The sequence below is a fragment of the Streptomyces sp. NBC_01317 genome (assembly GCF_035961655.1).
In the GTDB taxonomy this organism is placed as follows: domain Bacteria; phylum Actinomycetota; class Actinomycetes; order Streptomycetales; family Streptomycetaceae; genus Streptomyces.
This window is the reverse complement of record NZ_CP108393.1, coordinates 5,904,536-5,929,712: the sequence shown is the minus strand read 5'-3', so window position 1 is coordinate 5,929,712 and position 25,177 is coordinate 5,904,536. Positions and strand designations below refer to the sequence as shown.

Below are 25,177 nucleotides of genomic sequence, written 5' to 3'. Positions count from 1 at the left end.
TGCCCCGCCGACCATGCCGTGGGGGCCCCGCCGACCATGCCGTGGGAGGGCCCGGCAACCAGGCCGTACTAGGGCGTGTCCGCAAAGTGGGGCCTGGCTCGCGACGCCTGGCACGCGCGCTCGCGGCGTTGTCGGACCCACCCCGTACATCCAGTACGGGGTGGGTCCTCCGCCTTGCGATCGCACGCACCAGACCCCGCGAGCCCCGCCCTCCGGGCGGACGACCCCACTTTGCGGACACGCCCTAGGGCCGGGAAGAGTCACCCGCGATCACTTCGCGAGGTAGCCCCGCAGGTCGTCCAGGACCAGGTCCGCCGCCGTGACGCCGAGGCCCAGGTACCACGTCTCGTCGTCGACGTTCTCGACATGGCCGCTCTTGACCGCGGCGAGGTTCTTCCACAGCGGGCTGGAGGTGGCCGCCGCCTCGTCGGTCTTCGACGGGTCGCCGAAGGTGGCCCAGAAGATCCAGTCGGCGTCGGCGTCGTCGATCTTCTCGGGGCTGATCTCGACCGCGAGGTCCTGGATCTGCTGGTTCTCGGGCCGCGGCAGCCCGGCGTCCTTGAGGATCGTGCCGATGAACGAGCTCTCCGCGTACAACCGCAGCTGTCCCGGGCGGAAGCGGACCATCGAGATCGTCGGCTTGTCGGTGCCGAGGGCCGTGTCCAGCGCCGCGACCCTCTTCTGGTAGTCGGCGAGCTTGGCCTGGGCCTCGGCCAGTTTGTCGAGCGCCTTGGCGTTGAGGAGGTAGTTCTCCTTCCAGGTGAAGCCGGGCCGGATGGAGAAGACCGTCGGGGCGATCTTGGCCAGTTCGTTGTACTTGTCCGCCGCGCGCAGCTGGCTGCCCAGGATGAGATCGGGCTTGAGGGCCGCGATGGCCTCCAGGTTGAGGCCGCTGATCGTGCCGACGCTCTTGGGGTTGCCTGCCTGCTTCGCCAGATAGGCGGGCAGGTGGTCGCCGGGCTGGGTGGCCGCCCAGCCGACCGGCTTGACGCCGAGCGAGACAACGTTGTCGAATTCGCCTACGTCCAGCACGACCACCCGCTGGGGGCGCGCCTCGATCACGGTCCTGCCCATGGCGTGGGTGATCGTGCGCGGGAACTCGCCCGGCTTCGCGTCCGTCCCGAAGGCCGCGGTCTTCTTCGCCGCACCGGCGAAGTCCTCACCACCGGTGGCGACGGCGGCCTTGCCGGCGGCGTCGGCCTTGGCGCCGGCGCCGGAGCTGTTGTCCGAGGACGTGTCGGAGGAACCGCTGCCGCACGCCGCGAGGGTGAGGGCGGCGGCGAGAGCGACCACGGCGGCTGTGCCACGGCGTCGCACGGACAGTCGTACGGACATCTGTGTGCTCCTGGGGGGAGAGAAAAACGATTCGCTTAGGCGAGCCTTACCTTATCCACGACGACCGCCGACAGCACAACCACCCCCTCGATCTCAGGCGAATCCCCCCATCGCCACCCTTATGTATGAAGAGACCGTTCTCGCGTTGTTCGGCAGGAAGTGCGATGGCTAGCTTCGTCGCCGGAGGTGACCAACCGATGACGGTCTGTGCCATCGAGAAGGCGACGGAGGACGGAGCGGTACGGCGCAACCCGTTCGCGATCACGGCGGACGGCACCTACGCCGCCCGGCTGGCGCTCGGGAAGGGCGGGGCCGACGCGTGGTTCGCGGAACGCTGGACGCTGGACGGGCACGAGCCCTACGCCGTGCCGCTCCCCCTCGGCCAGCCGGAGGAGCCGGACACGGACGTGGTCCCGCTGACCGACGGACGGGTGCTGGTACGGCGGCGGGTGGCGGACCGGCACGACTTCTCGCTGCTGTACCCGACGGGCCCCGGAACGGGTCAACTGCCCCTGGGCTCCCTTGAATACGGCGAGGGCCCGGACGCCGGGGAGCTGACGGTCCTGCCGCCGTCGCCGGACGGCCGCCGTGTCCACGCCCTGCGGGCGGGGGCCCGTACGACCACGGTCTGGCAGGTGGCGGGCGGCGCGTCCGGTCCCGAGCGGGTCGCGGAGGTGGCCGGCCACTGCTCCGGGGGCGTCTGGCTGGACCGTACGGGACGGTTCCTCGCCCTCGACCGTGAGCGGGACGGCATGGTGAAGGCCGTGGCCGTCGACCTCGACCGGGGCGGCGAGGTCACGGAGTTGCTCCGGATCACGGAGGAGAGCAACGACCGGCTGGTACTGGCGGACCCCGACAGCGGCCTGCTGCTGATCCGGTCGGACGCGGCGGGCCACGACCGGCTGGGCTGGGGCGTGTGGGGCAGCGAGCGGCCGGTGCGCTTCCCCGACTGCCTGCGGCTGGCGGACTGCGCGGTGACCCCGTTCGCCGTACAGCCGGGGCAGGTGCTGATGCCCGAGAACTGCGCGGTGGCACTGCGGATCGACGGGGCGGCGGGCAGTTGGCTGGGCGTGTGGCGCCCGGCGGGCCGTCAGCTGCATCAACGGGCCGCCCCCGAGGGGTGGTTGGCGGGGGCCGGGCTGTGGACCCCGGAGGGCGGGCTCCGACTGCCGTACGCGACGGCGGCGGTGCCGTGCGGGGTGGCACGACTGACGGCGCCGATGGATGCCCCCCGGTCGCCCGGGTCGGGGCCTCGGTCGGGGTCGATCACAGAACCGGCACAAACGGAAGGCTCCGACGGGGAACCATCCGGCGCCTCCGGCACTCCTGTGATGTGCAGGCCGGTGCCGTTGCAACAGGCACCGCTCACCGGCCGCGGGGCACCTGGCTGAGTCCGGTCCTGGGGGCGGGCCTAGACTTTTGCCGGGGCTACGCAGCCGTACCGACCGAACGCTGTCGGTGACCGTGGTGTGCGCGCGTGGTGGGGAATGTGACCACGCGGTGTGGACAGGGACCACGACTCCGCCGGGGGCGGTGCGGGGGCGGCCGGCCCCTGCGCGTACCCAGCGGAACGACCTGACCAGCAGCGATCACGACGGGGTGACTTCCCACATGTCTGAAGCCCGAACCGACACGACCCAGGGGCGGCCGGTCCCGCACGGAGCGGCCGACCGCCGGGGCGACGACGGCGGCATCGGAAAACACCGAGGGGGCGCGGCTCCGACGGAGGACTCGGCGTCTCCGGCGTACGGACGGCACCGCCGCCCGGAGGAGAACAGCAGGGCGGCCTGAACGGGCGTCCTGGGAGGGGCCGTCGCACACCGACAGCGGTGAGCGGCGGCCCCTGCGTGTGTTCAGTCGGTGTGGGCCGGACCCGCCAAGTGACATATGTACTGCCCGAGTCCGTACATGCGCCTCTGCCGGGGCCGTACCCGTGCTCCGTAGCGTCGTCACCATGACGCGGACAGCAGAACGAGCGGCTCCGGGGACTCTCCCCGACTCGCCCTCCATCGCCGTGAGTTTCACCGGCGTGGTGAAGAGCTTCGGTACGGTACGGGCCGTCGACGCGGCCGATCTCACGATTCCGCGCGGCGAGACCGTCGCGCTGCTCGGCCGCAACGGCGCGGGCAAGTCCACCGCCATCGCGCTGCTCCTCGGCCTGGACGAGCCGGACGCGGGGACGATACGGCTCTTCGGGGAGACGCCCGCGCGGGCCGTCGCCGCCGGGCGGGTCGGGGCGATGCTCCAGGACGGCCGGCCCATCCGCCGGGTGACCGTACGGGAGTTGGTGTCGTTCGTCGCGAGCACCTTCCCCCGTCCCCTCCCGGTGGACGAGGTGCTCGCCCTCGCCGGGCTCACCGGCCTCGCGGGGCGGCGCGTCGACAAGCTGTCAGGCGGCCAGGCACAGCGGGTCCGGTTCGCCGTCGCGCTCGCCGGAGGACCCGAGTTGATCGTCCTGGACGAGCCGACCGCCGCCCTCGACGTGGAGGCCAGGCGGGCCTTCTGGGACTCCATGCGGGCGTACGCCGACCGGGGCAACACCGTTCTCTTCTCCACGCACTACCTGGAGGAGGCCGACCGGAACGCGGACCGGATCATCGTGATCGACCACGGCAGGGTGGTCGCCGACGGGACCGGCGAGCGGATCAGGAGCGCGGCCGGCGGCCACTTGGTGTCGTTCGACCTGACGGAAGGAAGTTCTCAAGGCGCCCACGAGCTGGGGCGGTTGCCCGGCGTGGTGTCCGTCGAGGTACGCGGGGGCCGGGCCCAGCTCCGTACCGACAACTCGGACGCGACGGTGGTCGCCCTCGCCGCCCGGGGGCAGATCCGCCGGCTCGAAGTGACCCCGGCCACGCTCGAAGACGCCTTTGTCGCCCTGACCGACAGCCCCCTCACCGACACCAACCCCACGAAGGAGAAGGTGTGATGCGCGCCTACATCGCGCTCGAAGTGCGCAGGACCCTGCGCGACCCCGGCTTCCTGATCTTCGGCGCGGGCGGCCCCGTCCTGATGTATCTGCTGTTCACCAACATCGGTGTGGACAACGACGCGGCCGCCATGGAGTGGAAGATCTCCTCGATGGTCGGCATGGCGGCGTACGGCGCGCTCGGCGCGGCGGTGTCGACCGGCACGGGGATCGCCGAGGACAAGTCCCAAGGCTGGCTGCGGCAGTTGCGTGTCACACCGATGTCGCCGCGCGGTGTGGTGACCGGCCGGGCGCTGAGCGCGTCGGTGACCGTCCTGCCCACACTGCTGGCCGTGCTCGCGGCGGGCGGTCTGGTCAACGGCGTACGCCTGGACCTGTGGCAGTGGGCCGCGCTGGTCGTGCTGCTGTGGGCGGGCGCGCTGCCCTTCACCCTGCTCGGCATCGGCAACGGCTACCGCCTGACCGCCCAGACCACGGGGGCGGTGAGCATGGGCTCGCTGATGCTGCTGGCCGTGATCGGCGGGCTCTGGTTCCCGATCGACGCGTTCCCGGACTGGCTGCGGTCGGTCGCCGCGTACACCCCGGCCAACCGCTTCGCCGACCTGGGCTGGTCCACGGCGGCGGGCCACGCCCCGGGCGCTGTCACGATCATGGTGCTGCTCGGGTGGCTGGCCGTGTTCGGTTCATACGCTGTGCTCTCGTACCGCAGGTCAGCGAGGACAGCATGAGGCCGACGCACAGGAAACGAGACCGGACCTCCGCCGAACCATGCGAGGAGAAGCACGACAAGCAGGGCAGGCCCGGCCCTCCCAGCGGGTACACCCTGCTGCCCTGGCTGCTGCTCGGCCTCGGCTCCTTCTCCAACCTCGTCCAGGGAAAGACCTCCAACGCCTGGATCGCCGGCGCCGGGCTGCTGGTCTTCAACTCCCTCTACATCTCGGTGGTATTCCGGTCCTTCGTCCCGTCCCGGCGGAACACCCCCACCACTTGGTGGCTGCTCGGCGCGATGGCGGTGCCGACCTTCGGCCTCGCCGCCGGGTACGGCGACAACTGGCTGATGTTCTTCCCGCTCTTCGGACTGGCCTGCGGGAGTGTGCTGCGGGGCCGGCTCCTCGGCTTCGTGGGTTTCCCGCTGACCGCGGCGGCGGCGGTCGTCTCGGCGTACTACGAGGGCTGGGACGCGATCACCATCGCGTACGGCACGTTCATCTCGATGATGGTGACCGCCGCGATCCTCACCCTCGCCGAGACGGTGGGGGAACTGCGCGCCACCCGGCAGGAGTTGGCCCGCTCGGCGGTGGAGCAGGAGCGGCTGCGGTTCTCCCGTGACCTGCACGACCTGCTGGGCCACACGCTCTCCGTGATCGTGGTGAAGGCGGAGGCCGCCCGCCGGCTCGCGCGGCGTGACCTGGAATCGGCGCTGACGCAGGTCGCCGACATCGAGTCGGTGGGCAGGCAGGCCCTGACGGAGATCCGCGAAGCCGTCAGCGGTTATCGCGAGGGCAGCCTCTCCGCCGACCTGGACCGGGCGCGCTCCGCCCTGACGGCGGCGGGGATCGAGCCGCTCGTACGGATGTCGGGGCCGCCGCTGGAGCCGCAGACCGAGGTGCTGCTGGGGTGGGTGGTACGGGAAGCGGTGACCAACGCCGTACGCCACAGCTCCGCGACCCACTGCGTGATCACGCTCGACGGCTCGGCGGAACAGGTCCGGCTGGAGATCACGGACGACGGAGTGGGCCCCCTCCCCGACCTCGCCGTCGTTTCGGATCGGCCGGAGGACGGGCCGGAGGACGGGCCGGTCGGCGGCCCGGTCGGCGGCCCGGTGTCCCGCGGCGGTACGGGCATCCGCGGCCTGACCGAACGCCTCGCGGCGGCGGGCGGCTCGCTGGAGGCCGGCCCGGCGGGCGCCCGTGACGCCCCGGCGCGCGGCTTCCGCGTGACGGCCGTACTCCCGGTGGACACCTCGGCGAGAGCCACCGCCCGCTCCCGGGACTGCTGACCGACGCCGCCTTCGCCCTACCCTGTTGGCCGTGACGGACTTGCCGCAGGACCACGGCCCGGCCCCGAAGGTACGGCTGCTCCTCGCCGAGGACCAGGGGATGATGCGCGGCGCCCTCGCGCTGCTGCTCGGGATGGAGGAGGACATGGAGGTCGTCGCCCAGGTGGCCACCGGGGACGCCATCCTGGAGGCCGCGCTCACGTCCCGCCCCGACGTGGCCCTGCTCGACATCGAACTGCCCGGCCTCAGCGGGCTGGACGCCGCCGCCGAGCTGCGGGACCGGGTGCCCGGCTGTCGCGTACTCATCCTGACCACCTTCGGCCGGCCCGGGTATCTGCGCCGGGCCATGGAGGCGGGGGCGGCGGGTTTCCTGGTCAAGGACGGTCCGGTGGAGGAGTTGGCGGGTGCGGTCCGCCGGGTGCTCGCGGGCGAGACCGTCATCGATCCGGCGCTGGCCGCCGCCGCCCTGAGCGCGGGGCCGAGCCCGCTCACGGCGCGCGAGCGGGACGCGCTGAACGCGTCGGCCGACGGCGCGACGGTCGCCGACATCGCGGCGAAGCTGCACCTGTCCGAGTCGACCGTACGGAACTACCTCTCGTCGGCCATCGGCAAGACGAGCACCCGCAACCGCATGGAGGCGGTACGGGCGGCCCGCCGCCAGGGCTGGCTCTGAGAGAGCGGACGGGCGCCCGTCACGTCTCCGTGCGCCTCGGCAGCCACACCAGCATCAGCACGACCCCCGCGAGCAGCACCCCCGTACCCGTCCGAAACGCCAGCGCGTACCCCGCCGTCAACGCCTCCGGCGTGGTGCCGCCCGCCGTCCGCGCCGCCGCCACCGTCGACAGGACGGCGAGACCCAGCGCGCCCCCCATCGTGCGCGAGGTATTGATCAGGCCGGAGACCAGGCCCGCCTCCCCCGGCGCGGCGCCCGCCGTGGCCAGCGCCGCCAGCGGGGTCGCGGCCAGGCCCATGCCCACCATCATCAGGATGCCGGGGCCGAGGACGACGGTGAGGTACGTCCCGTCGGCCGTCATCGTCGACTGCCAGCCGAACCCGGCCGCGGCGATCAGCGCCCCCAGCACCGCCAGGTCGCGCGCGTCGATCCGGGCCATCAGCCGGGGCGCCAGCTTGGAGCCGAGGACGATGCTCAGCGAGCTGGGTATCAGGGCCAGTCCGGCGTCCAGGGGCGTGTAGCCCAGGACGTTTTGGATGTACACCGTCATGAAGAACCACGTACTGAACGAGGCCGCGCCGCAGACGAACATCGCCGCGTTGGCCGCCGACACGGCCCGGACCCGGAACAGCCCGAGCGGCATCAGCGGCGCCTTCGTCCGCGCCTCCACCCCCACGAACAGCCCGAGCAGCAGGGCCCCGGCGGCGAGCGGCAGCAGGGTCGGCGCCGCGCCCCACCCCTCCTCCTCGGTCTGCACGATGCCGTACGCGACCAGGGCGAGGCCGGCCGTCACCAGGACCGCGCCGGGCAGGTCGAGCCGCCGCCGCTGTTCCGTACGGCTCTCGGCCAGCCACACCACGGCGCCGACCAGGACCAGCGCGCCGATCGGCACGTTGATCAGCAGCACCCAGCGCCAGGACAACAGATCGGTGAGGACCCCGCCGACCAGTCCGCCGGCCGCCCCGCCGCCCGCCCCGACGGCCGACCACGTACCTATGGCCCGGGTCCTGGCGACACCCGACGGCACGGCGGCGGTCAGGATCGTGAGCGTCGCGGGCGCCAGGACCGCCGCGCCGAGCCCCTGCACGGCGCGGGCGGCGAGCAGTTGCCAGCCCTCCTGGGCGAGCCCGCCCGCGAGGGAGGCCAGGGTGAAGACCGTGAGGCCCGTCAGGAACATCAGCTTGCGGCCGAAGAGGTCCGCCGCCCGGCCGCCGAGCAGCATGAATCCGGCGAAGGCGATCGCGTACGCGTTGAGGACCCATTGCAGGCCCGCGGCGGACAGCCCCAGGTCGGCGCGCATCGAGGGCAGCGCCACATTGACCACGGACACGTCGAGGACGACGAGGAACTGGCCGGCGCAGGCGGCGAGGACCACCGGCCAGGTGCGGGGGGACGCGGGGGTGCGGGCGGACAGGGGGGCGCTGTCGGTTTCCGTGGAGGGTCGGGGCATGGCGGTCATGGTCCCAGGCGTCCGGCGGTCCGTACATCGGGATTTCGATGTACGACCTCCCCACCGCGCGGGGACGGTGACATCGCGTCAGGACCACCGGCCCGAGGAGGGTGACATTCAGGGGCATTCACTCCCCAAATCACCCACCGGGAAATTACCGGATGCCGGTCCGGAATAACGGGGCGCCGAGAGAAGGTTCACACTGCATCCACTTCGCCGGCACACCCATGCCCGCACTCTTCCCTGCCGGAGGCCGCCCGAATGCCGCAGACGACGCACGATCAGTTCGCCGGGACTCCCCCGGTCACCCGGGAGCGCAGAGCCGGCGCCATCGTCCCCGTCCTCGCCTTCGCGGGTATCACCGTCGCGGTGATGCAGACACTCCTCGTCCCGGTCATCAAGGACCTGCCCACCCTGCTGCACACGGCACCGGCCAACGCCACCTGGGTCCTGACCGCCACCCTTCTCGCCGGTGCCATCTCCACCCCGATCATGGGCCGCCTCGGCGATCTCTTCGGCAAGCGGCGCATGCTCCTCGCGAGCCTCGCCGTCATGGTCGTCGGCTCCCTGGTCTGCGGCTTCACCGACGACCTCATCGTGATGATCGCCGGGCGGGCCCTCCAGGGCTTCGCCATGGGCGCCATCCCGCTCGGCATCGGCATCATGCGCGACGAGCTGCCGCGCGAGAAGCTCGGCTCGGCCATGGCCCTGATGAGCTCCTCCATCGGCGTGGGCGGCGGACTCGCCCTGCCCGCCGCCGCGGTGGTGGCCCAGAACACCGACTGGCACACCCTGTTCTTCGGCTCGGCCGGGCTCGGCGTGCTCTCGATGGGGCTCGCCTTCTTCCTCGTACCGGAGTCCTCGGTACGGGCCAAGGGCACGTTCGACTGGCTCGGCGCGATCGGCCTCTCCGCCGGGCTGGTCGCCCTGCTGCTTCCGATCACCAAGGGCAGCGACTGGGGCTGGGGTTCCGGCACGACGCTCGGACTCTTCGCCCTGGCCGCCGTCATCCTGCTGCTCTGGGGCGTGATGGAACTGCGGATCGCCGCCCCGCTGGTCGACCTGCGCACCACGGCCCGCCGTGAGGTGCTGCTCACCAACCTCACCTCGATCATGGTCGGGGTGGCGTTCTACGCCATCACGCTCGTCCTGCCGCAACTGCTCCAGCTCCCCACCTCCAACGGATACGGCCTCGGCCAGTCCATGGTGGTCGCGGGCCTGTGCGTGGCGCCGCTCGGCCTGACGATGATGCTGACCGCTCCCCTCTACGCCCGGATCTCCGCCCAGTACGGGCCCAAGGTGTCCCTGATGCTCGGCATGCTGGTCATCGGTGTCGGGTACGGCGCGGGGCTCGGCCTGATGAGCGCCGTCTGGCAGACGGTCGTCATCTCCGTCGTCGTGGGCGCCGGGATCGGACTGGCCTACTCCTCGCTGCCCGCGCTGATCATCGGCGCGGTCGACCCGTCGGAGACGGGCGCGGCCAACGGGCTCAACACCCTGATGCGGTCCGTCGGCACGTCCATGTCGAGCGCCGTCATCGGGATGGTCCTCGCGCACACGTCCGTCCAGGTGGGCGGGGTCGCTGTGCCGACCCTGCACGGCTTCCGTATCTCGTTCGTCATCGCGACGGGTGCGGTGGTCGGCGGGCTGGTGCTGGCGTCGTTCCTGCCGTCCCAGGCGGCGGGGCGCCGGGCGGCCAAGGACGCGGCGGGCGGCGGGGAACTGCTCGGGTCCGCCACGCTGGTCGCCGGGTCCGGCGGATTCCGGGGGCGGGTACTGGACGCGTACGGCGCTCCCGTCGCGCGGGCGAACGTCACCCTGATCGACCGGGGCGGGCGGCAGGCCGGGCTGACCGTCGCGGACGAGGACGGCGGCTACACGCTGCTGCCGCCCGCCGAGGGCCACTTCGTCCTGGCGGGGACGGCCACGGGATACGCGCCGTTCGCGTGCCCGGCCGTGTACCCCGGGGGCGGGGTGCCGGTGGAGGTCGACCTGGTGCTGGCGGAGGGGGCGCAGGAGCGGGTGCCGTCCTAAGAGGGCGATGCGGTACGGGGGCCGGGGTGCGGGCGGAGAGTCCGGGACCGTACGGCACCATGAACACCCGCACCCCCCGTCCGTACCCGCACCAGCCGCACCACCATGAGGAGAGCCCATGCCCGCCGGGACCCAGGCGATCGCCCCGGAGCCGGAGGTCCTCGCGGCCTTCGAGTCCGCCAAGGGGTTCATGCCCGTCCACGAAGGGCTCGCCCTCCACGCGGCGGCGGTCGACGCGGGAGCGCTCGGTCTGCCGCTCCTGGAGGTCGGTACGTACTGCGGGCGTTCGACGATCCTGCTGGCCGCCGCGGCGCGCGCGGCCGACACGGTGGCCGTCACCGTCGACCACCACCGCGGCAGCGAGGAGCAGCAGCCGGGGTGGGAGTACCACGACCCGGCGGTGGTCGACCCCGGCCTCGGCCTGATGGACACCCTGCCCACCTTCCGCCGTACGCTCCACCGCGCCGGCCTGGAGGACCACGTGATCGCGGTCGTGGGCCGTTCCCCGCAGGTGGCGGCGGTGTGGGGCCGGCCGCTCGGGCTGGTCTTCATCGACGGCGGTCACACCGACGCGCACGCGAACGGCGACTACGAGGGCTGGGCCCCGCACCTCGCCGAGGGCGGCCTGCTGGTGATCCACGACGTGTTCCCCGACCCGGCGGACGGCGGCCAGGCTCCGTACCGTGTCCACCGCCGCGCCCTGTCCTCCGGCGCCTTCACCGAGGTCTCGGTGACGGACTCGCTGCGTGTCCTGCGGCGTACGGCGGCGGGACTCTGACGCCGCGGTCTACGATCACGGCGTGTCGTACGACGAGAGCCAGCCCGCCCCCCGCCGCCGCTTCGGCCGGACCCCTCTCACCCTCACGGTCGCCGCGCTGGTGCCGGCCGCCGTGGTGGGAGTGCTCGTCTGGCAGGGTGTGGGAGGAGCCGACAGCCACGGTGGCACCGCCGCGGCGGTCACCCCCGGTGCCTCGCCGACCGGTCGCTCCGGCACCCTGCTCGACGACGGCGTCCCCGGCGACACCGATCCCGCCGCCCCTGCCCCCGGCCCCCTCGCGGGCAAGGTCGTGGTCATCGACCCGGGGCACAACACCCGTAACCACCTGCACACCGGCGAGATCAACAAGCAGGTGCAGATCGGACCGACCAGCAAGGAGTGCGACACCACCGGCACCGCCACCAACGCCGGTTACGCGGAAGCCCAGTTCACGCTCGACGTGTCGCACCGGCTGCGCGACCTCCTGAAGAAGGAGGGCGCGACGGTGACCCTCACCCAGGACGACGACCGCCCGTTCGGCCCGTGTGTGGACGAGCGCGCCCGGATCGGCAACAAGGCGAAGGCCGACGCCGTCGTCTCCGTCCACGCGGACGGCTCGGCGGTGGGCAACCGCGGCTTCCACGTGATCCTGCCCGCCGTGGTGAAGGGCGGCGGCGCGGACACCACCCCCATCGTCGGCCCCTCGCGCGATCTCGGCGAGCACATCGCCGGCCGGTTCGCGGCCGTGACGGGCAGTGCCCCCTCCAACTACATCGGTGACGGAACGGGGTTGGACGTCCGCAAGGATCTCGGCGGACTCAACCTCTCGACCGTGCCGAAGGTCTTCGTCGAGTGCGGCAACATGCGCGACCCGAAGGACGCGGCGCTCCTCACCAGCGCGGACTGGCGGCAGAAGGCGGCGCGCGGGCTCGCCGAGGGCATCAGCGGCTATCTGGCGCGCTAGGGCGTGTCCGCGAAGTGGCGTCTCGGGCGGTCCTGCCAACGGGCCCCGGGCGTCCGGGCACCGGGCAGACGCCCCGCTCGGGCAGGCGATAGATTCATCCGTACGATGGGGAGCCGCCCCCGAGCTTCGCACCGCGCACCGCCTGACGGCGGCCCACGAGACCGCCCCGACGAGACGACTGACGAAGGACTTTCACGTGAACTTCCGCTCCCTCACACGAGGCGACGGCGTGGTGATCGGAGCAGCGGTGTTGCTGTTCATCGCCTCGTTCCTCAACACGATCGGCTGCGACGGCAGTGGGTGCGACAACGCGCCGACCGCCTGGGACAACGGCGTCCTGATCCTGGGGATCTACCTGGCGGGCCTCATCGGCGCGGCACTGATCGTCGTGTCCCGCGCGCTGCCCCGGCCGCTCAAGGTCGCGGGGATCGAACTGGCCCCGTTCGGCGTCGCGTTCACGGTGTTCGCGGCGTGGACCGCGCTCGGCGCGCTCTTCGACCCGGCGGGTTCCGCGATTCTTCCCGACGGGTTCAGCGTCGACGCGGGGGCCGGGCTCATCCTCGGTTTCATCGCGGCGCTGATCCTGGCGGGCGCCGCGGTGGCGACCCCGCTCGTCCCGCCGCTCAAGGCCCCGCTCCTCGGCGCCCCGAGGCCGCCGGCCCCGCAGCCGTACGCCGGACAGCCCGGCGGTCCCGGCGCTCCCGGCCAGGGGTACGGCTACCCGGGCGGCCAGCAGCCGTACGGCGCGCAGCCGGGTCAGTCCCAGCCGTACGGCGCGCAGTCCGGCCAGTCCGGGGCGGGCCAGCCCTTCGGCGGGCAGGCCCAGGGCCAGTCCCCGGCGGGGCGGCCGCAGGGCCAGCAGTCCCCGTCGCAGGGCGGCGCGGCCGGTCCCGGCGCGGGTGACTTCGCGCCGTTCTGGTTCGCGGTCCCGGTGGCCCGGCCGCTGTACGGGGAGGACGGCTCGCCCAGCCCGATCGCCGAACTGGCGCCCGGCACCTGGTACCTCGCGGTGGAACAGCGCGGTGGAGGCCTGGTGGCGCAGACGCAGGACGGCCGCCGGGGTGTCCTCCAGGACACCAGCGGCATCCAGCGCGGCTGACCTTCCAAGCCCTTTTTGTACGTGTGTGGCCCCCCGCCCGGTCAGGGCGGGGGGCCACACGTGTGTACGGGGGATCCGGGCGGCCCAGCGGGTTTCACGCCCGAACAATCGGCAACACGTTCGACATGTCCTCAACGACGCGCAGTGGAAGCGGCTCCGCGGCGACGATCATCGTCGTCATCGCGGACATCATGGCCTTCATCCTGGGCCTCTGGATCCTGATGTACCTGCTGGACGCCAACCGTGCCAACGAACTGGTCGACTTCATCCAGGACGCGGCACGCTGGCTGGCCGGCTGGTCCTACGACCTGTTCACCTTCGACGAGGCATGGGCCCGCGTCGTGTGTGGCTACGGTCTTGCCGCCATCGTCTACCTGTTCATCGGCCACGCGCTGGCCAGCCGGCTGCGCCGCCACTGACCCGGCACCCCGGCCGGCGCCCACCGGCCTCCAGGACGTGTCCCGCAAGTGGCCCTTCGCACGCGCCGGTTCAACCGCAGCAGTCCGGTTCCAGTCCGGACGGCAGCCGTTCGCCGCTGAACACCGCGGTGGTCGCCTCGTCCCCACCGAGCGCGGCCGCCGCGAGCAGCAGCGCCCCCGCCGTCCAGGTGGTCCGTTCCTCGGGCCAGACGGCGCGGTTGCCCTCGAAGACGTACCCCGTCCAGTACATTCCGTCCTCGGCACGCAGGTGCTGGACGGACTGGAGGATCTCCAGCGCCCGGTCGGACTCCCCCACCACCCAGAGCGCCAGGGCGAGTTCACAGCTCTCGCCGCCGGTCACCCACGGGTTGGGCAGGACACAGCGCACCCCCAGGTCCGGGACGACGAAGCGGTCCCAGCCCTCCTCGATCCGGGCCTTGGCCTGGGTCCCCGTCATCGCGCCGCCGAGGACCGGGTAGTACCAGTCCATCGAATAGCGGCTCTTGTCGAGGAAACGTTCCGGGTGGTCGCGGATCGCGTGCCCGAGCGCGCCGGCCGCCAACTCCCAGTCCGGCTGCGGCTCCTCACGTTCCTCTGCGATCGCGAGTGCGCAGCGCAGCGCCTGGTAGATGGACGAACTGCCGGTCAGCAGAGCATCCTTGACGGGAGTGCCGTCCGCCTCGCGCTTCCAGCCGATCTCGCCGCCCGGCTGCTGGAGCGCCAGGACGAACTCGACAGCGGCGTGTACGACCGGCCACATGCCGTCGAGGAACCCGTCGTCGCCGGTGGCCAGGTAGTGGTGCCAGATGCCGACGGCCGCGTAGGCGCAGAAGTTGGTCTCCCGGCTCAGGTCGTCGTGGCCCCACGTCCGTCCGGTCCCGTCGGTGTCGGCGTAGGCCGCGTACCAGGACCCGTCCTCGTTCTGCCGCGCCGCCAGCCACGTGTAGGCCCGGGCGGCCGCCTCGGGTTCCCCCGCCGCGTCCAGGGCCATGGCCGCCTCGACGTGGTCCCAGGGGTCGAGGTGGTGGCCGCGGAACCACGGGATCGCCCCGTCGGGCCGCTGGGCGGCGAGGATTCCGGCGACGGTCTCGGCGGCCTCCTCGTCGGTGAGGACTCCCGGCAGGACGAGGTGTTCCGTACGGCCGGGTCCGGCTCCGGGGAGGGTCACGCGGCGTCCGTCGTGGACAGGCCGGACACCGGCAGGTGCGGCTTGGTCGCGTAGGCCACGAAGCTCTTGCCGACCACCGGGTTGAGGAGCCGCTCGGTGAACCGGGTGGCGAAAGGCTTCTTCATGATGTCCCAGACGAGCAGCTGATGGTACGCGCGGACGGGCAGCGCCTTGTCGTTGTCCACGCCGAAGGCGCACTTGAGCCACCAGTACGGCGCGTGGAGCGCGTGCGCGTGGTGGGTACCGTACGGCTTGAGCCCCGACTCCCGCATCTTGCCGAGGAGTTCGTCGGCCTTGTAGATGCGGATGTGCCCGCCCTCGACCTCGTGGTACGCGTCCGACAGGGCCCAGCACACCTTCTCGGGGCCGTACCTCGGCACGGTCACGGCGATCCGGCCGCCGGGGCGCAGGACCCGGACCATCTCCGCGAGCACACCCTTGTCGTCGGGTATGTGTTCCATCACCTCGGAGATGATGACCACGTCGAACGACGCGTCGGGAAAAGGCAGGTTGAGCGCGTCGCCCTCCATGGCGGTGGCGGTGGCGCCCTCCGGTGCCTCGCCCTCCTGCTTCATCGCGGCGAACCACTTGGCGACTTCGCGGATCTCCTCGCCGTTCCGGTCGAGCGCCACGACCTGGGCGCCGCGCCGGTAGCACTCGAAGGCGTGACGGCCCGCGCCGCACCCCAGGTCGAGCACGCGGTCGCCCGGGGCGAGCGGGAAACGGGTGAAGTCCACGGTCAGCACAGGGTCCTGCTTTCGCGGTCGGGGCGATGATGATGACGAGGGGAGTCCGGGCGTGGCATCAGCGGGAGCCGCCCCCGGCCACCGTGGCGGCTCCCCCGCGTGTACGGTCGCGCCGCTCGGCGATCGCCGCGCGGTACAGCTCGGCGGTGCCCTGCGCGGCCCTGGCCCAGGTGAACCGGGCCAGCACGCGCTCCCGGCCCGCGGCGCCGAGCCGTACCCTCAACTCCCGGTCCTCCAGCAGCCGTCCGAGCGCGGCGGCCAGCGCGCCCGCGTCGCCGGGCGGCACGGCCAGGCAGGTCTCGCCGTCGGCGCCCGCGACCTCGGGGATCGCGCCTCCGGTGGTGGCGACCAGCGGGGTGCCGGTGGCCATCGCCTCGGCGGCCGGCAGGGAGAAGCCCTCGTAGAGGGACGGCACGCAGGCGATCTGCGCGCCACGGACCAGGTCGACGAGTTCCGCGTCGGAGATGCCCTTGACGAACTCGACCGCGTCTTCGAGCCCGTACCGCTCCAGGGCCCGCGCGACCGGCCCGTCCTCGGCCCGGCGGCCGACCACGACCAGGTGGGCGGCGGGGTGTTCGGTCCTGAGTTTGGCGAGCGCCTCGACCAGGTGCACGAGGCCCTTGAGCGGGACGTCGGCGCTGGAGGTGGTGACGATCCGGCCCGGGATCTCGGGCACGGCGGGGTCGGGCGAGAACAACTGCGCGTCCGCGCCGATGGGGACGACGTGGATACGGTCCGCCCGTACCCCGAGGTCGTCGCCTATCTCCTGCTTGGACGAACCGGACACGGTCACGACGGACGGCAGCCGGCCCGCGACGCGCTTCTGCATGCGCGTGAAGCCGTACCAGCGGCGTACGGAGGCGCGGCGCCGCCAGTCCGTTGCCGCGGCGAGGTCCAACCGCCGGTCCACGGTGATGGGGTGGTGGATGGTCGTGACGAGCGGCGCGCCCAGGTCGCCCAAGAGCCCGTATCCCAAAGTCTGGTTGTCGTGGACGACGTCGAACTCGCCCCGGCGGGCCAGGAGATGGCGCCGGGCCCGGAGCGAGAAGGTGAGCGGCTCGGGAAACCCGCCGGTCCACATGGTGGCGACCTCCAGGGCGTCGACCCAGTCCCGGAACTCGCCGCGCTTCGGCGTACGGAACGGGTCGGGCTGCCGGTAGAGGTCGAGGCTGGGCAACTCGGTGAGGGTCACTCCGGCGTCGAGTACGGGGTAGGGCTGGGCGCCTATCACCTCGACGGTGTGCCCGAGGAGGGCGAGTTCGCGGGACAGGTGCCGGACGTAGACGCCCTGACCGCCGCAGAAGGGGTTGCCCTTGTAGCTGAGCAGGGCGATCCGTAGGGGGCCGCTTTTTCTGTTGGACGCTGCGGCCCCGGTGTCCGCCGCGATGGCCTCAGCGGTCACACTTGGCCCCCTTCTTCACTGCGCTTGCGGACGTGATCGTCCGCAGGGTCCGAATCTACCGGCAGGTAGCGGGGGTGGAGTGGCCGGATCGGGTGATTCGCACCACGGTGCTCGCGCGGGCGGGTCGTGCTCGGTGTCGTGCTTGGTGTCGTGCTTGGTGTCGTGCTTGGTGTCGTGCTTGGTGTCGTGCTTGACCTGGAGCGCGCTCGAAGTTTTACGGTTCGTGCTGGACCGGCGCGCACGTCGACGTGCCGGCAGACCGTATCCGGAGGGCGTATGACCACCGACCACACCGGCGGCGAGAGTGAGCCCGCCGAGACCCGTCAGGACCGGTTCGACCGGGGCATGGACGTGCTCGGGAGGGTCGACGGCGAGGGCGGCCGGAAGGTGATCGACTCCCTCGCCGACGTGTCCCCGGAGCTGGGCCACCAGGTCGTCGCCTGGGCCTTCGGCGAAATCTACGACCGCCCCGGGCTGGCGCCGCGCGACCGTCAACTGGTCACGCTCGGCATCCTGACGGCGCTGGGGGGCTGTGAACCCCAACTTGAGGTGCACGTCAACGCGGCGCTGAATGTGGGGCTGACGCCGGAGGAGATCGTGGAGGCGTTGTTGCACGCGGCGGTGTATTGCGGGATGCCGCGGGCGCTGAACGCGACGTTTGCCGCGAAGCGGGTCTTTGCGGCGAGGGGGGTGCTTCCGGTGCCGCCTTCCGCGTAGGCGCCGCGGTCGCGCTTTTGTCCTCAATCGCCGGACGGGCTTGATTGTGCCCGCGCGCCCGGTGCGGGTTACTGATTGTCCTCAATCGCCGGACGGGCTTGATGGTGCCGCTGCGGGCCGGTGGTTTGGGTGCGGGTTGTTGCCGGGGGCCGGGCAGGGGTCGTGTCCTGCACTGCATGTTTTACGTCGCGTTCGGGGACTTCGGACATTCACGGTAGTCACGCGACACAAAACACGCTTTACGTTCCGGACACGACCCCTGCCCGTCCCCCTTCCACGCCCGCGCCAAGACAAATCAAGCCCGTCCGGCGTTTGAGGACGCGGTAACCCGCACCCGGCACCGGGCAGAGGCCAAAATCCAGCCTGTCCGGCGATTGAGGACATCGGTAACCCGCGCCCGCGCACCGGGCAGGGGCACACTCCAGCCCGTCCGGCGATTGAGGACGTTGGTAAGCGGCACCGTCCACCGGGCGGAGGCGAGGCGCCCCGGACCGGCGGGGCCGTTCACTTCACCCTCGGCGTGAGGGGGGTGGGGTCGGAGGAGGTGCGTGTGTCCGGACGTAAAGCGTGTTTTGTGGCGCATGGCGAACGTGAATGTCCGGGGTCCCCGAACGCGCCGTAAAACATGCAGTCCGGACATACGCACCTCCGCAGGCCCCACCCCCCGCCACCACGACAAACCCAAGCCCGTCCGGCGATTGAGGACAATCAGTGACCCGCGCCGCCCACGGGGCGAAGGTCAGCCGATACGGACCACCTGCGGATCATGGTCGCTCGCCTGGTCCGCGAACTCCGCGTTCACATGCACCACGTCGTACGACAGCCTCCGCACCCCCGGACTCACCAGAATGTGATCCAGCGTCTGCGAGTTGCCGTCGTACACATAGCTGTACCGCTCGTCACGAGGCAGCGTCGACATCAGATCCGTCAGCACCCGCCCCCGCGTAAGCGCCTCGACCGGCGGCGAGAACGGGAAGTCGTTCAGGTCGCCGAGGACGACGACCTTCGCCTTGCGGTCCTTCGCCAGCAGGCCGGACACGAACGTGTTGACCTCCTTCGCCTGGGCCAGGCGCTGCGTCTCCGAGCTGAGCACCGGCGGCTGGAAGCGGCCGTACATCGGCTGGTCCCCGCCCTTGGAGTTGAAGTGGTTGCCGATGACGAAGTACTGGTCGCCGCGGAAGGTGAACTCGCCGACCAGCGGCTTCCGGCTGCTCTTCCACGCGTCCGACGTCGGGTTGATCCGGCCCGGCGACACGGACAGCGTGATGTCCTTGCCGTGCCTGCCCGCGGGGACGACCTTCACGGCCGTCGTCGCGTCGCCGCCCGGGTGGTCGACGAAGCCGACGCGCTTGGGGTTGAAGAGGAAGACGTTGCGGATGTTGCCGCCGGGCTCCCCGCCGTCGGTCTTGTCCTGCGGGTCGACGGACCGCCAGGAGTACGTGGGACCGCCCGCGGCACGGATCGCCGCCGTGAACTGCGCGAGCGTCTTGTCCGCGCTGAGCGTCCCGTCGTCCGTCGCGCCGTTGTCGTCCTGGATCTCCTCCAGGCTGACGATGTCCGGCGTGGCGAGGTTCTTGACGATGCCGACGGCCAGCCGGTCGAACTTGGCCTGCGGGTCGCTCGGGTCGAGGTTCTCGACGTTGTACGTGGCCACGGCCAGCTCGTCGGACTTCGCCTTCTTCGCGACCTCCGGCCGGAGCCCGCCGGACTTCACCGTGCCGAGCGTGGTCGCCTGGAGGGAGTACCCGCCGAAGCTGCCGTAGTCGAGCGGCCCCGAGGTGACGCCCTTGAGCGTGTCACCGACGTTGGCCGTGACGCTCGCGCCGGTCAGCGAGGCGACGAGCAGGCGGCCCGAGTTCTGCTGGTCGTACGCGCCGTACAACGTGCCGCCGCGCTCGGTCGGGTTCTGGCGGGGCTTGGTGGTGATCCAGGTCTCGCCGTACTGGTTGGACGCGCCCACGACGCGGCTGTCGCCGGCCTGGACGAGCATGCCCTCGCGGGACTCCAGCCAGTCCAGCGCGTACGTACGGGGGAGCAGGGTGAGGGGCTCGATGTTGCCGCCCTGCGCGTCCGGGGCGTACCGCTCGGGCACGGTGCGCGAGCCGATCACCTCGGTGGCGGGCAGCGGGTTGCCCGAGGAGAGGACGACGGTCGTGGGGGCGGTCAGCTCGGTGACGGACTGGCCGCCCGCGGCCGCGCCACCCGGGTAGTACTCGCTGACCTTGCCGCTGACCAGGACCGCGTCACCGGGCTTCACCTGCGGGGTGACAGAGCCGGTGAAGACGAAGACGGCCTCGCTGGTCGCCGCGTCCTGGTCGGGCTGCGGGTCCTGGAACCAGAAGCCGCGCGACGAGCCGGTGGCGCGTACGGCGGTGACCACACCGGGGACGTTGCCGACAGTCGCCCCGGACTGCGGGGAGATCCGGGTGGCGCCCTGGATGTCGTGGATCCGGAGGTCGCCGGGGGTGGTGTTGGTGGGCTCGGGGGTCGGCGTCGGGGTGGGCTCGCCACCGCCGCCGGTGCCCGTGCTGTTCCGGGGGGCCGGGGCGGTCGCGGTCAGGTCGGCCGCGTTGTCGTCCGTGTCGGTCAGCGTGGCGTTCCTGCTGACGGAGGTGGTGTTGCCGGCGCCGGTGACCGGGGAGGTCTCCCGTACGGTCGCCGTACCGAAGCCCACGAGGTCCTTGATGCTGGTGTCCGCGGCGCAGTCGGCGGCGGTCAGGCAGGTCAGCGGAGTGGTGGACCGCACCAGGGCGACCGTGCCGCTCGTCGCGGACAGCGGGATCGTGCCGGTCGCGTCGGGGGCGGGCAGGGCGGTGTCGCCGCCGGTGCCCTTGGCCTCCTGGATCAGGTAGCTGCCACCGGCGGGAACGGCCCCGGTCAGCGGGGTGGCCTGCCACTTGGAGGTGGGGCCCGGCGCGCCGCTGAGGTACTGGACGGACCAGCCGGTCAGGTCGAAGGGACCGTCACCGGCGTTGCCCAGCTCGATGAAGTCGTGGGTCAGGCTGGCGCCGCTGTTCCCGCCGCCGCCGTACACCTCGGCGATCACGGCGTCCGGTGAAGGGCTCGCCTCGGCGGTGAACGGGAGCGCCATGAGCGAGCCGACCAGGCCGACGGGGACCGTCAGAGCGACCAGTCTGGCCCGTCTGCCGCGCAGGGCCGGGGGTATGGATGAGGGCACGAGGAGCCCTTTCTCTGCTGTGAGAAGGCCGAAAGTCGGCTCAAGATACGCGCGTAGACAGACTCCCAACAAGACCTCTTTCCGCCCAAAGGCCAAGTGTTTCCCGAGTGTTCGCCGGATTTAACCTGGTTGTCGGGCGGGACGGCGGGGCGTGTCCGTGGGGGGCGCGCGTGATCCGCCCCGCGCGTGGGGGGTTCGGACCGCTCCACGGGACCGCGCCGGGAGGCCCCTCCGCTCGGGGGCAGTTGGGCCGGGGCCGGTACAGTGTGCGAGTCGTCATCTGTCCGTACGGGGAGAAGCCGGGGCAATACCGGCGGTAGCCGGAATGTCCCGCCTACGGTCGTGACCGGCTCGCGCCACCGGAAACCGCCGGTGGACGGCATCGTCGAGGTTTACGGGGCCGGAGCCTGGTGCCTGAGTGTGCCTGAGCCCGGCTCCCGCAGGAGAGGCCCAGCCCGCCATGACCACCGTTCGCCGCAGTGCGGCCGTACTCGCCGCATCCGCCGTGCTGTGCGTGACTCTCGCTCAGACGGCCGTCGCGGGCGGCGATGTACGGGCACCGTCCCCGGACGCGCCCTCCTCGACGCCGGCCCCCTCGACCGCGAACCCCTCGACGCCGGCTCCCTCCTCCCCCGCCCCTTCCTCCCCTCCCGCGGGCACCGCCCCGACCACGTCCTCCACCTCGACGCCCGCCACGCCCGCCGGTCTGACGGCGCCCAGGCCCGCCGCGCTGCCGCCCGGCCTGTACGGCACGGCGGACCCGACACGGGACGGGGTGTGGCGCCAGTCGCTGGCGATGCTGGGGCAGTACGCGGCAGGCCAGCGGCCCGCCAACAGCGCCATCCTGTGGTTGAAGGGGCAGCAGTGCGCGAGCGGCGCGTTCCCCACGTACCGCGCCGATCCCGCCGCCCCGTGCGACGCGGACACGGTCACCGACCCCAACGCCACGGCGGCGGCGGTGCAGGCGCTCTCCACCCTGGGCGGCCAGCGGCCCGTCATGCTCAGCGCCCTGAACTGGCTGCGGAGCGTGCAGAACGCGGACGGCGGCTGGGGCCACACGCCCGGCGGCCCGAGCGACGCGAACTCCACCTCGCTGGTGATCGGCGCCCTGAGCGCCACCGGCATCCGGCCCAGCTCGTTCCGGTCGTCGGAGGACCATCACGCCTACGACGCCCTGCTCGGTCTCGCGGTGCCGTGCGACAAGAGGACGGGTCGCACGGGCGGATTCGCCTACCAGCAGGGCGGTACGTCCGGTACGGGGCGACTGGTCGCCGACAACGACGCCACGGCCGCGGCCGTGCTCGCCGGGGTCGGCAAGCGCATGGTGGTCGCGCCGGTGAAGGCGGGCCCCGCGCCGGTCTGCCGGGGGACCTCCGGCCTCACCCCGGAACGCGCGGCGCGCAACGGCGCCGCCTACCTCGCGTCCGCGCTGGCCAGGACCGGGCACCTCGACCGGCCGCCGCTGCCCGGCACGTCGGACAGCACCCCGCTGGCCGACCCGGGGAGCACCGCCGACGCGGTCGCCGCCCTGGCCTCGTCCGGTTACGCGAACCAGGCGGCGGGCGCCCTGGAGTGGCTCAAGAAGAACGCGGGCCCCTGGGCCGCCGAGAACGGCCCGGCCGCCTACGCCCAGCTGATCTTCGCCGCCCACACGACGGGCACGGACCCGAGGAACTTCGGCGGTCTCGACCTGGTGCGGCTCCTGAACGCCACCGGTCCCGCGCCCATCCCCGTACCGAGCATCACCGCGCAGCCGGTGGCCGAGATCCGGAGCGGCGGCCTCGGCGGCACGGGCTTCGGCATCCTGTGGGTCATCGGCATCGGCCTGGCGGCGGGGGTCGCGATCGGCTATCTGCTGAGCAACCGGGGCAGGACGGGCCAGCACCAGCAGCTCTGACCCGTCGCCACAGGCGTCAGGCGTCAGGCGTCAGGACGACGGTTCGCGCGCCGAGTCGGCCGTATCCGTCGTCCCGGCCGTATCCGTGGTCCCGTCGCTCGCCCTGGCCGACCTCGTCGCCTTCCCCGCCGGGAACGGATCCGGCTTCACCAGCGAGGCCGCCTTCGGCAGCAGCTCGCGCCGCCCCGCCAGCAGGTACGTCAGCGCGAATCCCGTACCGACGACCGTCGCCCCGCCCACCGCGTCCAGCACCCAGTGGTTCGCGGTGCCGACGATCGCCGAGACCGTGAACAGCGGATGCAGCAGCCCCAGCGGCTTCATCCACTTCGGCGCCAGGATCAGGATGATCAGCCCGCACCACAGCGACCAGCCGAAGTGCAGCGACGGCATCGCGGCGTACTGGTTGGTGAGCTGCGTCAGCGCGCCGTAGTCCGGGCTCGCGAGGTCCTGCGGGCCGTGCACGGTGTCGATGAAGCCCATGCCGGGCATCAGCCTCGGCGGGGCCAGCGGGTAGAACCAGAAGCCGACCAGCGCGAGGATCGTCGCGAAGCCCAGGGAGGAGCGCGCCCAGCGGTACTGCGCGGGGCGCCGCACGTACAGGATGCCGAGGATCGTGAGCGGCACGATGAAGTGGAAGGTCGAGTAGTAGAAGTTGAAGAAGTCCTCGGCCCACCCCGCCTTCACCGTCGCGCGGTTGGCCCAGTGCTCGATGTCGATGCCCAGCGCCCGCTCGACGGAGTGCACCTGCCGGCCGTGCTCCTCGGCCTCCGCCCGGCCCCCGGCCGCGGCGAGCCGGATCTTCGCGTAGACCGAGTAGCCGACCCGGATGACCAGCAGTTCGAGGAGCAGGTTCGGGCGGCTGACGACCCGCCGCCAGAACGGCGCGAACGGGATACGGCTCCAGCGCGACGGCACCGGCCGCGCGTACTCGGTCGGCACGGGCCGGTAGAAGTACGGAGACGTAAGGGACAGGAAGGGCACCCCGCACGCCGCCGCGAGCGCCGCGACGAGCAGCACGTTGTCCCGTACGGGATGGAGCACCGCCATGTTCGGCAGCAGCATCTTCCCCGGCAGGGTCATCACCAGGACCACCACCGCCGGCCACACGAGCCGGTCCCTGGCCTTCTTGCCGACCCGCCCGACCACGGCCAGCAGCACCCACAGGAGCTGGTGCTGCCACGCGGTCGGGGAGACCGCGACGGCCACACAGCCCGTCAGCGCGACGGCGAGCAGCAGTTGTCCGTCGCGCGCGTAGCGCACCGCGCGCCGCAGGCCCAGGAAGACGACACCGGCGGCCAGGAGGAGGAAGAGGACGATCTCCAGGGGCCCTTCGAGGCCCGCGCGCAGGAGGGCGCCGTGCAGGGACTGGTTGGCGAGGGAGTCGGCGGGCTCGCCGAGGCCGACGCCGCCCACATGGTGTATCCAGTACGTCCAGGAGTCGGCCGGCATGGCGGCCCAGGCCAGGGCCGTGGAGAGCGCGAAGGTGGACACCGACGTGACGGCGGCCTTCTTGCGGCCGGTGAACCAGAGCAGGGGCGCGAACAGCAGGACGGCCGGCTGGAGGGCGGCTCCGACGCCGATGAGGATCCCGGAGCCCCGCTCGCCGCGTACGACGAAGCAGCCGAGCAGGACGAGCAGCACGGGAAGGATGCTGGTCTGGCCGAGGCTGAAACTGTTGCGTACGGGCAGGGACAGCATGAGGAGACTGATCGCCAGAGGCGCGGCCAGCAGGCCCGTACGGCGCGAGGCGCGGCCCGGCAGGGCGCGGGCGACGACGAGGCCGAGCGCGACGACGAGCAGCAGCGTGCCGAACGTCCAGGCGATGCCGAGGCTCTCCTGCGCCGCGCGGGTCAGCGGCTTGAGCACCAGACCGGAGAACGGGGTGCCGGTGAAGGCCTTGGTGTCGTACAACGAACCTGTCACGTGCAGGACGCCGTTGTCGCCGACCCAGGTCTCCAGGTCGGTCAGCCGTTCACCGGGCGGCCGTCTCAGGACCGCCGCCGCCTGTCTCACCGCGAGCACGGCGGCCACGAGCCAGAGCACCACGCGTACGGTGCCGAGCCTCGCCCCCGCCGAGCCCGCCGCCATGCCGCCGTTCACGCTGTGCTCCGCATTCGCCACGCCGCGCCGACCCTCCGTCCGAAAACGCCATCCCTGGGGCATAGAGCCTCGCACCACCCTTCCGGGAAGACTCAGGCAACCCCCTCTTCGCCTGACTGTCATCCCTGTTTTGTCTCGATGCCCATGTCGTCGGCATGCACGTCGGCAGAGACGGACCCGGCGGGACCCGGATCACTCCAGAAAGGAATCCTGCACCCCGGCGCGCCCCGGCCCGAACCACGACGCGCCCGCGAGCGGTACGCGGGCATGCGGATGTACGGACCCGCGGAAGGGAGGCGATGTGCGGACATGC

At 72.1% G+C, this 25,177-nt stretch carries 20 protein-coding genes; 13 read left to right on the top strand and 7 right to left on the bottom strand.

The window, feature by feature from the left end; all coding sequences use genetic code 11:
- Positions 1–270: 270 nt before the first annotated feature.
- Complete coding sequence (locus OG349_RS25755; RefSeq protein ID WP_327238725.1) at positions 271–1,323, bottom strand: ABC transporter substrate-binding protein; 1,053 nt, start codon at positions 1,321–1,323, stop codon at positions 271–273.
- A 176-nt stretch (positions 1,324–1,499) separates the two neighbouring features.
- On the opposite strand from OG349_RS25755, the gene OG349_RS25750 reads away from it, so the two are divergent.
- The 6 genes from OG349_RS25750 (at position 1,500) to OG349_RS25725 (ending at position 6,933) form a co-directional block, all read left to right on the top strand.
- Positions 1,500–2,726: a hypothetical protein gene (locus OG349_RS25750; RefSeq protein ID WP_327236845.1), complete on the top strand. Its 1,227-nt coding sequence runs from the start codon at positions 1,500–1,502 to the stop codon at positions 2,724–2,726.
- Between the two features lie 220 nt (positions 2,727–2,946).
- Positions 2,947–3,126 (top strand): hypothetical protein, encoded by a 180-nt coding sequence (locus tag OG349_RS25745; protein WP_327236844.1) that lies wholly within the window; start codon positions 2,947–2,949, stop codon positions 3,124–3,126.
- Between the two features lie 163 nt (positions 3,127–3,289).
- Positions 3,290–4,261, top strand: a complete 972-nt coding sequence (locus OG349_RS25740) for an ABC transporter ATP-binding protein (RefSeq protein WP_327236843.1) — start codon at positions 3,290–3,292, stop codon at positions 4,259–4,261.
- Positions 4,261–4,989, top strand: coding sequence for an ABC transporter permease (locus tag OG349_RS25735; protein ID WP_327236842.1), 729 nt, complete (start codon positions 4,261–4,263; stop codon positions 4,987–4,989). Before OG349_RS25740 ends, OG349_RS25735 begins: the two co-directional genes overlap by 1 nt.
- Entirely contained in the window at positions 4,986–6,260 is a 1,275-nt protein-coding gene (locus tag OG349_RS25730; RefSeq protein WP_327236841.1) for a sensor histidine kinase, read from the top strand. Before OG349_RS25735 ends, OG349_RS25730 begins: the two co-directional genes overlap by 4 nt.
- A gap of 40 nt (positions 6,261–6,300) precedes the next feature.
- On the top strand, positions 6,301–6,933 hold the full coding sequence (locus OG349_RS25725; protein ID WP_442806419.1) for a response regulator: 633 nt from the start codon (positions 6,301–6,303) through the stop codon (positions 6,931–6,933).
- Between the two features lie 19 nt (positions 6,934–6,952).
- Here the strand turns inward: OG349_RS25725 and OG349_RS25720 are convergent, their stop codons facing one another.
- Entirely contained in the window at positions 6,953–8,392 is a 1,440-nt protein-coding gene (locus tag OG349_RS25720; RefSeq protein WP_442806312.1) for an MFS transporter, read from the bottom strand.
- Between the two features lie 252 nt (positions 8,393–8,644).
- Here OG349_RS25720 and OG349_RS25715 point away from each other — a divergent pair, with 252 nt between their 5' ends.
- The 5 genes from OG349_RS25715 to OG349_RS25695 all read left to right on the top strand — a co-directional run bounded on the left by OG349_RS25715 (position 8,645) and on the right by OG349_RS25695 (position 13,656).
- Complete coding sequence (locus OG349_RS25715) at positions 8,645–10,417, top strand: MFS transporter (protein WP_327236838.1); 1,773 nt, start codon at positions 8,645–8,647, stop codon at positions 10,415–10,417.
- A 118-nt stretch (positions 10,418–10,535) separates the two neighbouring features.
- Positions 10,536–11,195, top strand: a complete 660-nt coding sequence (locus OG349_RS25710; RefSeq protein WP_327236837.1) for a class I SAM-dependent methyltransferase — start codon at positions 10,536–10,538, stop codon at positions 11,193–11,195.
- 22 nt (positions 11,196–11,217) lie between these two features.
- Positions 11,218–12,138 (top strand): N-acetylmuramoyl-L-alanine amidase, encoded by a 921-nt coding sequence (locus OG349_RS25705; RefSeq protein ID WP_327236836.1) that lies wholly within the window; start codon positions 11,218–11,220, stop codon positions 12,136–12,138.
- A gap of 196 nt (positions 12,139–12,334) precedes the next feature.
- Complete coding sequence (locus OG349_RS25700; protein ID WP_327236835.1) at positions 12,335–13,237, top strand: hypothetical protein; 903 nt, start codon at positions 12,335–12,337, stop codon at positions 13,235–13,237.
- Positions 13,238–13,362: 125 nt separating this feature from the next.
- Positions 13,363–13,656 carry a hypothetical protein gene (locus OG349_RS25695; protein ID WP_327236834.1) on the top strand — a complete coding sequence of 98 codons (294 nt, stop codon included), beginning with the start codon at positions 13,363–13,365 and terminating at the stop codon, positions 13,654–13,656.
- Between the two features lie 70 nt (positions 13,657–13,726).
- Here OG349_RS25695 and OG349_RS25690 read toward each other — a convergent pair whose 3' ends face one another.
- From OG349_RS25690 to OG349_RS25680, 3 genes are read right to left on the bottom strand one after another with little or no spacing between them, the layout of a single operon-like run.
- Entirely contained in the window at positions 13,727–14,824 is a 1,098-nt protein-coding gene (locus OG349_RS25690) for a prenyltransferase/squalene oxidase repeat-containing protein (RefSeq protein WP_327236833.1), read from the bottom strand.
- On the bottom strand, positions 14,821–15,570 hold the full coding sequence (locus tag OG349_RS25685; protein ID WP_327236832.1) for a class I SAM-dependent methyltransferase: 750 nt from the start codon (positions 15,568–15,570) through the stop codon (positions 14,821–14,823). Before OG349_RS25685 ends, OG349_RS25690 begins: the two co-directional genes overlap by 4 nt.
- Before the next feature lie 58 nt (positions 15,571–15,628).
- Complete coding sequence (locus OG349_RS25680) at positions 15,629–16,972, bottom strand: glycosyltransferase family 4 protein (protein WP_327236831.1); 1,344 nt, start codon at positions 16,970–16,972, stop codon at positions 15,629–15,631.
- Positions 16,973–17,248: 276 nt separating this feature from the next.
- On the opposite strand from OG349_RS25680, the gene OG349_RS25675 reads away from it, so the two are divergent.
- Positions 17,249–17,689, top strand: coding sequence for a carboxymuconolactone decarboxylase family protein (locus tag OG349_RS25675; protein ID WP_327236830.1), 441 nt, complete (start codon positions 17,249–17,251; stop codon positions 17,687–17,689).
- Between the two features lie 739 nt (positions 17,690–18,428).
- On the opposite strand, the gene OG349_RS25670 is transcribed toward OG349_RS25675, so the two are convergent.
- Entirely contained in the window at positions 18,429–20,843 is a 2,415-nt protein-coding gene (locus OG349_RS25670; protein WP_442806418.1) for an endonuclease/exonuclease/phosphatase family protein, read from the bottom strand.
- Between the two features lie 484 nt (positions 20,844–21,327).
- Between OG349_RS25670 and OG349_RS25665 the strand changes: the two genes are divergently transcribed.
- Entirely contained in the window at positions 21,328–22,764 is a 1,437-nt protein-coding gene (locus tag OG349_RS25665) for a prenyltransferase/squalene oxidase repeat-containing protein (RefSeq protein WP_327236829.1), read from the top strand.
- Positions 22,765–22,794: 30 nt separating this feature from the next.
- Here the strand turns inward: OG349_RS25665 and OG349_RS25660 are convergent, their stop codons facing one another.
- Positions 22,795–24,852 (bottom strand): bifunctional glycosyltransferase 87/phosphatase PAP2 family protein, encoded by a 2,058-nt coding sequence (locus OG349_RS25660; RefSeq protein WP_327238723.1) that lies wholly within the window; start codon positions 24,850–24,852, stop codon positions 22,795–22,797.
- Positions 24,853–25,177: the final 325 nt, after the last annotated feature.

What these genes read in the sequence shown, in the direction of transcription:
- OG349_RS25730 (WP_327236841.1), top strand. Translation starts at nt 4,986, where the DNA reads ATGAGGCCGACGCACAGGAAACGAGACCGGACCTCCGCCGAACCATGC.
- OG349_RS25695 (WP_327236834.1), top strand. Translation starts at nt 13,363, where the DNA reads ATGTCCTCAACGACGCGCAGTGGAAGCGGCTCCGCGGCGACGATCATC.
- OG349_RS25675 (WP_327236830.1), top strand. Translation starts at nt 17,249, where the DNA reads ATGACCACCGACCACACCGGCGGCGAGAGTGAGCCCGCCGAGACCCGT.
- OG349_RS25715 (WP_327236838.1), top strand. Translation starts at nt 8,645, where the DNA reads ATGCCGCAGACGACGCACGATCAGTTCGCCGGGACTCCCCCGGTCACC.
- OG349_RS25735 (WP_327236842.1), top strand. Translation starts at nt 4,261, where the DNA reads ATGCGCGCCTACATCGCGCTCGAAGTGCGCAGGACCCTGCGCGACCCC.
- OG349_RS25750 (WP_327236845.1), top strand. Translation starts at nt 1,500, where the DNA reads ATGGCTAGCTTCGTCGCCGGAGGTGACCAACCGATGACGGTCTGTGCC.
- OG349_RS25710 (WP_327236837.1), top strand. Translation starts at nt 10,536, where the DNA reads ATGCCCGCCGGGACCCAGGCGATCGCCCCGGAGCCGGAGGTCCTCGCG.
- OG349_RS25740 (WP_327236843.1), top strand. Translation starts at nt 3,290, where the DNA reads ATGACGCGGACAGCAGAACGAGCGGCTCCGGGGACTCTCCCCGACTCG.
- OG349_RS25665 (WP_327236829.1), top strand. Translation starts at nt 21,328, where the DNA reads ATGACCACCGTTCGCCGCAGTGCGGCCGTACTCGCCGCATCCGCCGTG.
- OG349_RS25745 (WP_327236844.1), top strand. Translation starts at nt 2,947, where the DNA reads ATGTCTGAAGCCCGAACCGACACGACCCAGGGGCGGCCGGTCCCGCAC.
- OG349_RS25660 (WP_327238723.1), bottom strand. Translation starts at nt 24,852, where the DNA reads ATGGCGGCGGGCTCGGCGGGGGCGAGGCTCGGCACCGTACGCGTGGTG.
- OG349_RS25720 (WP_442806312.1), bottom strand. Translation starts at nt 8,392, where the DNA reads ATGACCGCCATGCCCCGACCCTCCACGGAAACCGACAGCGCCCCCCTG.